Here is an 11,960-nt window from a genome sequence, read left to right on the forward strand (position 1 = left end):
CTCACTTTGCGGGCGCATAATTGCGCGGCCAAGGCACGATGTTCTGCGCCTGCATCTGGACCTTCACCTGCGCGTTGGAAATGTAGATGCTGTCGATCCGGAACCAGGGCGCAAAGAAGGCATTCTCGACCATGTATCGATTGGCGGCCTGCATCGCGGCATTCTGATCCTTGCCCGGAGGCGTGTACTGGGCGGTCTTCAGGAGAGCCTCCAGCTTTTCGTCCTTTGCCTTGGAGGTATTCCAGGGGGAGTTTGCGAAGGCGAATTTGTTGAAGTCGGCCCAGGGCGACTGGCTGCCCAGACGGAAGAGGAACATCGGGTATTTGCCAGACAGCAATTCGGCGATCGTGACGTTCGGCGGAACTTTCACCCAGCTGACGGTGACGCCGATATCCTTGAGCTGCTGGGTGATGATCGGCGTGTAGGGAGCAAGCGTGCCGATATCCGGCATCGTGACGCTGAAGCCGTTCGGATAACCCGCTTCGGCAAGCAGGGCACGGGCCGCCTTCGGGTCATATTGATAGGTCCCGTCGAGCGATGGATCAAATGCCTCGCTCGGCGGTACGAAAGGTTGATCCGTGACCTCGCCATAACCTCGGGCGACGAATTTCAGGATCGCTTTTTCGTCGAATGCCATATTGAGCGCCCGCCGGACGCGGACGTCGGACAGCGCCTTCACCATTTTGCCGTCGCGGTCGGAGAGAAACAGACCCAGCCAGTCCACGGGCAGTCTGGAAACCGTCAGCTTGCTCGCCTCGGCCTCGGTGACGACCTGCCCTTCGCCCGCGGCGGCATCCACCTGGCCGGATTTCAGCGCATTCATCCGCGCGCTGAGATCGTTGATCGGCGTCATCGTCATGGTTTCGAACGGGAAGGCGCCGGCGTTCCAGTAATCCGGATTGCGCTTGTAGACGTATTGCCGCCCGGTCACCGATCGCGCCGTGTCGTAGATGTAAGGCCCGGAGCCGATCGGGAGCATTTTGGAATCGGCCTTGCCGAGCGTCGCGGGGCTCGCCATAGCGCCGCCGACGGTCGCCAGATTGAAGAGCATGCCAGGATCCGGTTCCTTGAGATGCAGCTTTACCTCGGCAGGGCCGACAATCTCGACATTCTTGATGGCGCCAGCCATCCAGGTGTTCTGCCCGACGCCATCGCGCAGATATTCGAGATTTGCCTTCACCGCCTCCGCGTTGAAGGGGGTCCCGTCGGTGAACTTGACGCCGTCGCGCAGCTTGAGCGTCAGCTCCGTGCCCTCGCCGTTGAAGCGCCATTCGGTGGCCAGGTTCGGCATCGTCTTGCCGTCGGGGGCCGTATAGAGCAGCGTGTCGAAGACCGGCATCCAGTATTGGGCGCGATGGCCGATGGAAAGGCCGGCACGGTCGAAGGTGTCGTTATCCAGAATGCCGGCGAGCGCAAGCGTCTCGGGATTGTTCCCGACTTCTGCTTGGGCGACTGGCGGCACGGATAAAAAAGCCGCCGTCAAGGCGGCCAAAATCAATCGGTTTCGCATGCTCTCCTCCCCGAGAGCCTGACTTGCCCGCTCCCCGGCCAGACAGGCTGCATGTAGCGAATAAGATTCTGCCAGATACATATTCTTGGCGTTCCGAAGCCATACCAGTTGAGGCAATGCACGAAAAATGCAATTAACGGCGTGACCGATAAACGAAGCTTATCACTGCCATGCTGGATCAGATCACCCACCTCTTTCGTCTGCAGGCGATCGTCGAGGAAGGCAGTCTCCGTCGTGCCGCCGAGCGGCTGAACCTCACGCAACCCGCTTTGTCTCGATCTCTCGCCCAGTTGGAGGCCCATTTCGGGCGGCCGCTTCTGGAGCGGCACGCACGCGGTGTCCGTCCGACGCTGTTCGGCGAGAGGGTTTTATCAGAATCGCTGCGGATGATGCGCCACTGGGAAGTGGCCGAACAGGAGCTGATGTCCGACAGGGCAATAGGCAAGGCCTATCTGCGGATCGGCGCCGGACCGATGTGGCGCCCGGCAATCCTGCCGGAGCTGCTCGTCGACATGCAGCGGCGGTTCCCCAAGATCGTGTTCGAGCTCAGGAACAGCCGTTATGCGACCTCGATCACCGATCTCCTGGAGGGGCGCCTCGACATGCTGTTCACGGGAATGACGGTCGAGGATCCGCAAGACTTCCGCCTCATCGCGCTTCCGCTGACGAAAGTGATCAACAATGTCATGGCCCGCGAGGATCATCCGATCTTCGCCGCGCGCGACGCGGCAGGAGCGGTTCCGCCGGAGCGCCTGCTCGATTATCCCTGGCTCGTGCATTCCGAGCTTCCGATCTATCAGGCCACCACGCAGCACGGTCTTTTCGAGCGGCTGGGGCGGGAGCCCGATATCCGGTTGAGCTGCGAGAGCCTGCATTCGACATTGTCCATCCTTCAGCGGAGCGATTGCCTCTGCCTGCTGCCCGATGCGGCCGTACTTGCGACGTCCTGCCCGCGCATCGTCCCGGTGCCGGTCAATCTCAGTTACAGGCACACGCGGACGGGGGTGATCTATCGCGAAGAACTCGGCGACTGGGCTCCAGTGCGCCAGCTGATCGCACTCTGCAGGGAGCTCTTTCATCTCGACAACCCACCGGGGGCCGGACGAAGCGATCAGCAGTGATCAGTTTTCAGCATCGCTTGCTTCTGAAATTGCATTATTTGGGCATGACCTGACGCTGTATCCTTGACCGAGGCGGACGGGTTCGATGGTTGCGACCATAGGTATTCCTGCCGCATGCGAGGGAGGAAGACTTGCGACCGAATATCCTTTTCATCATGTCGGATGACCATGCCGCGCGGGCAATCTCGGCCTATGGCGCTGGTCTCAACCACACCCCCAATATCGACCGCCTCGCAAAGGAGGGTGTGAGACATGACGCGACCTATGTCACGAACTCGATCTGCACGCCGTCGAGGGCCGCGATCCTGACCGGCACGCACAACCACGTCAATGGCGTCACGACGCTCGTGACGCACATGAACAATCGTCTGCCCAACGTGGCCAAGCTTTTGAAAGCGGCGGACTATCGCACCGGCATCTTCGGCAAATGGCATCTCGGCGAAGGTCCTCTCCACGAGCCGAAGGGGTTCGATGACTGGGCCGTCGTTCCCGGGCAGGGCGATTATTGGGACCCAGCCTTCATAGATCGTGATGGACGGCGGCGAATTTCGGGCTATGTCACCGATATCATCACCGACAAGTCGATCGATTTCATCGAACAAGGCGACGGCCGGCCCTTCTTCCTGATGTGCCACCACAAGGCGCCTCACCGTAATTTCGTGCCCGACCACAAACACAATCATCTCTGGGCGGAGGAGGATCTTCCGCTGCCGTCGACGTTCAACGACGATTATTCCGGCCGGGCGGCGGCGGCCGCCGCCGCCCGCATGCGCGTCCGGTCTGACCTCAACTGGGAGGACCTCGGGCTGGTGCAACCGGAAGGGTCGGCCACTGTCGCGGGCGAGCTGATGCTGGATCAGATCCAGATTCGCCGCGTGCCGGACCTTAAAAATGGCGAAAGCATCACCGTGGTATGTGCCTCGACCGGCCGGAACTACACCTTCGCCGATCCACAGGCTTTCGCGGAATTCAAATACCAGCGCTATATGAAGCGCTATCTCCGGACGGTTCAATCGATCGACGACAATGTCGGCCGCCTGCTCGACTACCTCGATGAAAAAGGCCTGAGCGAGAACACGCTGGTGATCTACACCTCCGACCAGGGCTTCTTCCTTGGTGAGCACGGCTGGTTCGACAAGCGTTTCATGTATGAGGAAAGTCTGCAGATGCCGTTTTTGGCGCGTTACCCGGCGGCGATCCCGGCCGGCACGACCAGTCGCGACCTCGCCTGCAACGTCGACTTTGCGCCCACCTTCCTGGACTATGCAGGGGTGCGGACGCCTTCCTTCATGCAGGGGCGGTCGATGCGACCGGTGCTGGAGGGACGGACCCCGGCCGACTGGCAGCAATTGGTGTACCATCGCTATTGGATGCACAACGATGCCATCCACGGCGCCTGGGCGCATTACGGGGTGCGCGACGCCCGCTACAAGCTCATCTACTGGTACAATGACGATCTGGGGCAGCCAGGCGCCAGACCGAACGGCGCCCCGCCGGAATGGGAATTATTCGACTGCGTGGAAGATCCGCACGAGTTGCGGAACGTCGCCGACGATCCGGCCTATGCGGGAGTTTTCCGCGAGATGCTCGACAAGCTCGACACCCAGATGGCCGAGATCGGCGACATCGCCGAGCATCCCCGGGAGCTGATTTAGCCAACCGGCTTAGGGATTGTCCCTTCTGAAGATCCAGTCATGGTCCGGGTGGTTCTTGAACCGCCATTTGCGGATCGGGCCGGCCATGACATTCAGATAATACATCTCGTAGCCATAAGGCGCACCGCAGGGATGATGGCCCTTCGGCACCAGCACGAGATCGTGGTCCGAAACGGCCATGGTCTCGTCAAGCGAGCCGTCTTCGGTGAAGACCCGCTGGAAGCCGAACCCCTGTGCTGGGTTCAGCCGGTGGTAATAGGTCTCTTCCAGATAGGTCATGTCGGGGAAATTGTCCTCGTCATGCCGGTGGGGCGGATAGGAGGACCAATTGCCCGCCGGCGTGAACACCTCGGTAACCAGAAGGCTGTCGGCGACATCCCGCTCTTCCATGGCGATCGGGAAGATGTAGCGGGTATTGGCGTCTTTGCCGCGGGTATTGAGGGAAAGGCCTTCCGGCCCGATCACCGCCGCTTCGCGTCCCGGCTTGGCTGGCGCGGTGCAGACAGCGAGCGTGCATTCGGTGGTCGCTTTGGCGCTCCAGTCGGAACCGGCGGGCACATAGACGCAGTGCGGCGGCTTGCGCTCGAAGACGTTCATCCGGTCGCCGAGTTCGCCGAAAGCCTTGCCGCCTCCGGAGATATCCGCCCTGCCCTCGACCAGCACGAGGATGACTTCGGTCTCGCCTGTCTTTTCGGCAGCACTTTCGCCCGGCTTCAGGCGGTAGAGGCCAAAGCCGACATAACCCCAGCCGGCATCCTTCGGCGTGACGTCATGCACCTTGCCCGATGCGCCCTTCGGCTTGCGCAGCAGGTCTGTCATGCGTTGCCCCTCCCCTTGTCGAGGCCGGCTGCCTGCGCCATCGCCTTCAGCGAGGAAAGACCCATGCTCTGGTATTCGAAGGGATTGCGCACGTCCGGATCCTGTTCGGCCTCGATCACCAGCCAGCCCTCATAGCCGTGCTCGGCGGCGATCTTCAGCACCGGCGGGAAACTGACGCCGCCTTCCTTGTCGCCCGGGACGGTGAAGACGCCACGGCGAACGCCTTCGAGAAAGGAAAGGCCTTCGTTACGCACCTGCGCGGCGATGTCGGGCCGCACGTTCTTGGCGTGGATATGCCCGACGCGGGCCATGTGGTTTTTTGCAGCGCGCTCGGGATTACCGCCACCGAACAGGCAATGGCCCGTATCGAGCAGAAGTTTCGCATGCGGGCCGGTATGGGCCATCAACCTGTCGATCTCGTCTTCGCTTTCGACGATCGTGCCCATGTGGTGGTGATAGACGAGGCTGATGCCCTGCCCTGCCGCAAACTCCGCCAGCGCCTCGACGCCGGCGCCGAAGGATTTCCACCCGCTGTCGGCAAGTTTCGGACGGTCGTTGACGGCCTTGCCGTCGTCGCCGTGGATGGCGTTCGAGGTCTCGCAGACGATGATGACCTTCGAGCCCATCGCCTTGAGGAGATCGAGCGCCGGCTGCATCGCTCGTTTCTCGTCCTCGACCGAGTTGACGAGCAGGTTCAGCGAATGCCAGCCGGAAACGTAGCGCAACCCGCGCGGCTCCAGCACGGCCTTCAATGCTGCCGGCTCCTGCGGGAACTTGTGTCCCTTCTCGATGCCGTCGAAACCGATCCTCGCGGTCTCGTCCAGGCACTGGTCGAGGCTGATATGAGCGCCGAGCGAGCGGTCGTCATCGTTCGACCAGGCAATGGGATTGGTACCGTAGAGGATCATGTCAACGTCTTTCCTTGAGTGCCGCTTCGTAGGCGGCGCGAGCTTGCGTGACTTCAGCGCGGCCAGAGACCTCCGGCACCGCGACGTCCCACCAGTACCCACCGCCTTCGGGCGTCGGATAGGGATCGGTGTCGATGACGATCACGGTCGCGACTTTGGCTTCCCGCGCGCCGTTCAATGCCGCTTCCAGATCGGCGATCGAGGAGACCTTGCGGGCATCGGCGCCCATCGCGGCGGCGTGGGCTACGAAATCGATCTGCATCGGGTTCGCCTGGTTGGTGTGCGCATAGAGATTGTTGAACTGCTCGCCGCCGGTCGCCATCTGCAACCGGTTGATGCAGCCGTAGCCGCGGTTGTCGGTGATCACGACGGTGATCTTGACGCCCATGGCGACGGCCGTCGCAAGCTCCGAGTTCATCATCATGTAGGAGCCGTCGCCGACCATGACGATCACGTCGCGATCCGGCTCCGCCATCTTGATGCCGAGCCCGCCGGCGATCTCATAGCCCATGCAGGAGAAGCCATATTCCATGTGATAGGAGAGCGGCTTGCCTGCCTTCCAGAGCTGGTGCAGCTCGCCCGGCATGGTGCCGGCGGCGCACATGACGACCGTATTGTCGCGCGAGGCGCGTTGCACCGCGCCGATCACCTGCATGTCGGTCGGCAGCAGATTGCCGTCCTTGGGGGCGGCGGTGACCGCATCCGCATTGGCGAACCAGTCCTCCTTGAGGCCGGCATCCACTCCCCGGAAACGGTGATCGCCGAGTGCTGCACTCACCAGTTCCAGCCCGACCTTCGCGTCCGAGACGAGCGGGATCGCTTCGTGCTTGGCGCTGTCATAGGGCTGGACATTGAGCGACAGGATACGGCGCGCGGGATTCTTGAAGAGCGCCCAGGAGCCGGTGGTGAAATCCTGGAACCGGGTGCCGACGCCAATCACCAGATCGGCACTTTCGCAAACGGCATTGGCGCTCGAAGCGCCGGTCACGCCGACCGGGCCGAAATTCGATGCATGGTCCCAGGGCAATGCCGACTTGCCGGCCTGCGTCTCGACGACCGGGATATTGTGCCGGCTCGCAAACGCCGCGAGCGTCCCGGTCGCGTCGGAAAAATGCACGCCGCCGCCGGCGACGATGACCGGGTTCTCTGCGGCCCTGATCGCCTCGATAGCACGCCCGAGCTCGTTCTCATCCGGCCGCGGCCGGCGCCAATGCCAGGTCTTCGGCTCGAAGAAGCTCTCCGGATAATCATAGGCCTCGGCCTGTGTGTCCTGGCAGAAGGCCAATGTCACCGGTCCGCAATCGGCCGGATCAGTGAGGGTCCGCATGGCGCGCGGCAGCGCGGTCAGAAGATGTTCCGGCCGGCTGATGCGATCGAAATAACGGCTGACCGGCCGGAAGCAGTCGTTGACGCTTGCAAGACCGTTGCCGAAATCCTCGATCTGCTGCAGGACCGGATCCGGGCCGCGATTGGCGAAGACATCGCCCGGAATGAAAAGCACCGGCAGGCGGTTCACATGCGCCAGTGCCGCCGCCGTCACCATGTTGAGCGCGCCCGGTCCGATCGAGGAGGTCACCGCCATCGCTCGGCTGCGGCGCAACTGTTTGGAATAGGCGATCGCCGCATGGGCCATCGACTGCTCGTTCTGGCCGCGATAGGTCGGCAGGTCCGACCGGATACCAGCCAGCGCCTCGCCCATGCCGGCGACATTGCCATGCCCGAAGATCGCCCACACACCGGCGATGAAGGGCACGCCCTCCTCCGTCATCTGGTTTGCGAGATAGCGCACCATCGCCTGCGCAGCGGTCAGTCTCACTGTTGTCATTGGCCGTTTCCTCCTCCGCTGCCGGCTCTTGCGCGTGCCGTGTCCCAGGCCGTGCAGAGTTCGCGGTATTTTCGCACCATGTCGGCCACCGCCTCGTCATCATCGATCGTGCCCGCAAACCAGCGCCGCGCCGCATCGCCAAAAATCGTCCGGCCGACGGCAAAACCCTTCACAAGGTCGAAGCGTGCCGCGGTGGCAAAGCTTTCCTCCAGCTCCGCCATCGGCGCATCGAGCCCGAGCACGACGATACCGCGCACATAGGGATCGTGCTTCTTGATCGCGGCGCAGGCATTGGCCCAGGCCGCCTCGCTCTTCATCGGTTCGAGCTTCCACCAATCGGGATAGACGCCGATCTCATAGAAACGCTCGATGATATCGGCAACGGTTCGATCGTTGACCGGTCCGACCTTGGAGGGGATCACCTCCAGCAGCATTTCCAGCCGGTTGCGGCGGGTGGCGGCAAACAGGCGCTGGATCACCTCCTCCTGTTTTTCCCGCATCTCGAGCGGATCATCGGGATGATAGAAGCACAGAACCTTGGCGACGTTTTCGACCGGCCATTCCGTGATGCCGCCGAAATCGGGACCAAGCTCAGGCTCCAGGGTCAGCGGGCGCGAGCCCGGCCATTCCACCGGCCGGCCGATCCACAACCCCGTGCCGGTTGCCTTGTAAAGCGTCTCGCGGCCGAGCCGCCCGTCGCAGAGAATACCGTAGCCATGCCTGCCGTCCGAGACGTCGAGCGCGGCCTTCAGGCAAAGCGCCTTGAAATCGTCGATCCGTTCCGAACTCTGGCCCGCCTCATCGGCAATCACTTCGAGCTGCATGCGGTGATCGAAGGCGAAGACCCGCAATTGCGGCCACTCGCCGGTCCGGTTGGTTGACCAGTGCACCTGCTCCAGCGCACCGTCCTTGCGCAGCGCCTTGTCCCGGATGCCGGTGCGGAAGAAATACTGCAGCTCTTCCCAGCTCGGATAGGCCGGCGTGCAGCCGTGCCGCGAGACGGCGAAGGCGCCGCAGGCGTTGGCGTATTTCAGCGCAGTCGGCCAGTCCTCGCCGGTGAGCCAGCCCTTCAGCAGGCCTGCCATGAAGCCGTCGCCGGCGCCGAGCACGTTGAAGACCTCGATCGGAAACCCCTGCCCAGTCTGGCCCTTGTCGAGACTGTCGGGAATATCGCCTTCGAAGACGACGGCGCCCATCGGGCCGCGCTTGCAGACCAGCGTCGCCTTGGAAACGGCGCGAACCGCTCTCAGCGCCTCGAGCGTGTCGGTCGAACCGCCAGCGATATGAAATTCCTCTTCCGTCCCGACCAGCAGGTCGAACAGATGCAGGCTCGACTGCAGCTTGGCGGTCACCTTTCCGGACTCGATAAAGCGGCTTTCGCCTGCCTCATGGCCCGCAAGGCCCCACAGGTTCGGGCGATAGTCGATGTCGAGGGCTGTGCGCGCGCCATTCTCGCGGGCGAGCCGCAGCGCCTTCAGGACGGCAGCCTCGGTGTTCGGGTGGGAAAGATGGGTGCCCGTGGCGCAGACGCAGCCCGCTTCCGCAATAAAGCGGGGATCGATATCGTCTTCGCAAAGCGCCATGTCGGCGCAGTTCTCGCGATAGAAGATCAACGGAAACTGGTGCTGGTCGCGGATGCCCAGCAAAACGAGCGCCGTCAGGCGCTCCGGATCGGTCTTGACGCCGCGCACGTCGACTTTCTCGCGGATCAGCTGCTCGCGAATGAACCTGCCCATATGCTCGGCGCCGACGCGGGTGATCAGCGCCGATTTCAGCCCGAGCCTTGCCGCACCGGCGGCGATGTTCGTCGGCGAGCCGCCGATATATTTGTTGAAGGAGGCCATATCCTCCAGACGCCCGCCGACCTGCACGCCGTAAAGATCAACGGACGAACGGCCGATCGTGATGAGATCCAGTGACGCCAAGATTTCCTCCCTTGCGGCAGCTGGGCTTTATGCCCCGTCTAGACCGCCCGAAACCGGCCGATCCTCCCCGGCCGCCTTCAATCAGAAATGGACTATAAATTCCATTTTTCTATTTTTCAACATAAACATTCACTCGGATCGTTTCGTGCCCACCGCCACCGACAGCACGATGGCCAGACAGAGCGTCGCCGACAGCGAGCGGAACGCGCCGAAATCAACCTCCGAGACGGAAAGTGTGATCGCTTCGAACTTCCGCAAGGGGCTGACGATCGTATCGGTCAGGGCCACGACCGGGATGCCCCGCGCGCTCACTGCCTCGACCATATCGACCGTCTCTGCCGAATAGGGAGAAAAGGTGACTGCCAGCAGCACGTCGCCGGTCCGGATGGCATTGTGATTGTCGAGCCCGCCGACGCCGGAATGCAGCATGGCCGGAACGTTCATCTTCTCGAACGCATAGGAGATGTAGCTTGCGACCGGAAAGGAGCGCCTGAGGCCGATAATGTGGATCATCTGGGCCTTCGCCAGCACCTCGACGGCGTCGTCCAGGGTCTTCGCGTCAATCGTCTTCAGGAGGTTTTCGAGCGACGCGCGGCCCGCATCGACGAACTCGCCCAGCAGGGCGGAAGCGCTGCCCTCGGCCTTTTCCCGCAGATTTTTCAACCGTGTCGAATAGTCCGGCCAGCCGCCGGCATAGGACTCGCGAAACAGCCGCTGCATCTCGGAGAATCCGGAAAAGCCGAGGATCCGGCAGAAACGCATGAAGGCCGAAGGCTGCACGCCGGCCCCTTCCGCCATCTCGGCCACCGTAGACACCGCGATCCGGTCCTTGTTGGCCGCGACATACTCGGCGCATTGCCGCAGCCGTTTCGGCAGGCTCTCCGAAACGTCGATCAGCCGTTCTTCGAATTGCTTGATGCTGGCGGGCGCCCTGTCCTCCATTCGGTCCTTCCGTTCTCCTTGACATGGATGAAATCACAAACTAGCAAAATAGAACATATATTCCAAATTTCGATTTGGACAGTCTGAAACGCAGCAGGGAAAACGGCTGCGTCGCCCGCGCAGGCGGGTCTGGCTGAAACAGCGGACAATGTCACGGGAGGACATCATGGTCACGAAACTGGCGCTTCTCGGCGCAGGCCGGATCGGCAAGGTACATGCGCGTGCCATCGCGGAGGACAAGCGGGCCAAGCTCGTCGCCGTGGTGGATGCCATGACCGACGCGGCGCAAGTAATTGCCGACAGCACCGGCTGCAAGGTCAGCACGATCGACGCGGTCGAGGCCGATCGCGATATCGATGCCGTCATCATCTGCACGCCGACCAATACCCATGCGGACCTGATCGAACGCTTCGCCAAGGCCGGCAAGGCGATCTTCTGTGAAAAGCCGATCGACCTCGACGTGGACCGCGCCAAAGCCTGCGTCGAGACGGTCCGCAGGACCGGCGCCAAGGTGATGCTCGGTTTCAACCGCCGCTTCGATCCGCATTTCCGCGCGGTGCGACAGGCGATCGACGACGGCAGGATCGGCAAGGTGGAAATGGTGACCATTACCAGCCGCGATCCCGGCCCGCCGCCAGCCGAATACATCAAGGTTTCCGGCGGCATTTTCCGCGATATGACGATCCACGACTTCGACATGGCGCGTTTCCTGCTCGGCGAGGAAATCCACAGCGTCATGGCGTCCGGCGCCGTGCTGGTCGATCCGAAAATCGGCGAGCTTGGCGACTATGATAGCGCAAGCCTCATCCTGACGACGAAGAGCGGCAGGCAGGCCATCATCTCCAACTCCCGCCGGGCGAGCTACGGTTATGATCAGCGCATCGAGGTGCATGGATCGCTCGGCTCCGTCGCCGCCGAAAACCAGCGGCCGGTCTCGATCGAGATCGCCAACAAGGACGGCTACACCCGCCCGCCGCTGCACGACTTCTTCATGACCCGTTATACCGAGGCTTACGCGGCGGAAATTTCCGCCTTCATCGACAGCCTCGAAAGCGGCTCGGCCCCCTCGCCTTCCGCCGAAGACGGTGTGATCGCGCTGATGCTGGCCGACGCAGCCGGGCGAGCCGTCAAGGAAGGCAAGTCGATCGTCATCGACGAATAAATCCAAGGCATCTGATGGCGGACACGGATGCATGGGGTGGGAAGATGGGAGCGCTTCCACAATAACGGCGGCGCGGCTTTTTGACGAAAGGCC

The 11,960-nt window shown here is 62.3% G+C and carries 9 protein-coding genes; 3 read left to right on the forward strand and 6 right to left on the reverse strand.

Features of this window, described 5'->3' with window-relative positions:
- Position 1: 1 nt before the first annotated feature.
- Entirely contained in the window at positions 2–1,510 is a 1,509-nt protein-coding gene (locus C5J24_RS21930; RefSeq protein WP_105420925.1) for an ABC transporter substrate-binding protein, read from the reverse strand.
- A 170-nt stretch (positions 1,511–1,680) separates the two neighbouring features.
- Between C5J24_RS21930 and C5J24_RS21935 the strand changes: the two genes are divergently transcribed.
- On the forward strand, positions 1,681–2,631 hold the full coding sequence (locus tag C5J24_RS21935) for a LysR family transcriptional regulator (RefSeq protein WP_105420927.1): 951 nt from the start codon (positions 1,681–1,683) through the stop codon (positions 2,629–2,631).
- Positions 2,632–2,762: 131 nt separating this feature from the next.
- Entirely contained in the window at positions 2,763–4,286 is a 1,524-nt protein-coding gene (locus C5J24_RS21940; RefSeq protein WP_105420929.1) for a sulfatase, read from the forward strand.
- 9 nt (positions 4,287–4,295) lie between these two features.
- Here C5J24_RS21940 and iolB read toward each other — a convergent pair whose 3' ends face one another.
- The 5 genes from iolB to C5J24_RS21965 all read right to left on the reverse strand — a co-directional run bounded on the left by iolB (position 4,296) and on the right by C5J24_RS21965 (position 10,705).
- Positions 4,296–5,105, reverse strand: coding sequence for a 5-deoxy-glucuronate isomerase (iolB, locus tag C5J24_RS21945; protein ID WP_105420931.1), 810 nt, complete (start codon positions 5,103–5,105; stop codon positions 4,296–4,298).
- Complete coding sequence (iolE, locus tag C5J24_RS21950; RefSeq protein ID WP_105420933.1) at positions 5,102–6,013, reverse strand: myo-inosose-2 dehydratase; 912 nt, start codon at positions 6,011–6,013, stop codon at positions 5,102–5,104. The genes iolB and iolE overlap by 4 nt, the downstream gene beginning before the upstream one ends.
- Before the next feature lies 1 nt (position 6,014).
- Positions 6,015–7,838, reverse strand: coding sequence for a 3D-(3,5/4)-trihydroxycyclohexane-1,2-dione acylhydrolase (decyclizing) (iolD, locus tag C5J24_RS21955; RefSeq protein WP_105420935.1), 1,824 nt, complete (start codon positions 7,836–7,838; stop codon positions 6,015–6,017).
- On the reverse strand, positions 7,835–9,763 hold the full coding sequence (gene iolC, locus C5J24_RS21960; RefSeq protein WP_105420937.1) for a 5-dehydro-2-deoxygluconokinase: 1,929 nt from the start codon (positions 9,761–9,763) through the stop codon (positions 7,835–7,837). Before iolC ends, iolD begins: the two co-directional genes overlap by 4 nt.
- Positions 9,764–9,892: 129 nt before the next feature.
- Complete coding sequence (locus C5J24_RS21965; RefSeq protein ID WP_105420939.1) at positions 9,893–10,705, reverse strand: MurR/RpiR family transcriptional regulator; 813 nt, start codon at positions 10,703–10,705, stop codon at positions 9,893–9,895.
- A 166-nt stretch (positions 10,706–10,871) separates the two neighbouring features.
- On the opposite strand from C5J24_RS21965, the gene iolG reads away from it, so the two are divergent.
- The gene (gene iolG, locus C5J24_RS21970; protein ID WP_105420941.1) at positions 10,872–11,867 is read left to right on the forward strand and encodes an inositol 2-dehydrogenase; all 996 of its coding nucleotides are present in this window, start codon (positions 10,872–10,874) and stop codon (positions 11,865–11,867) included.
- The last annotated feature ends 93 nt before the right edge of the window (positions 11,868–11,960 follow it).

This window comes from Neorhizobium sp. T25_27 (genome assembly GCF_002968565.1).
In the GTDB taxonomy this organism is placed as follows: domain Bacteria; phylum Pseudomonadota; class Alphaproteobacteria; order Rhizobiales; family Rhizobiaceae; genus Neorhizobium; species Neorhizobium tomejilense.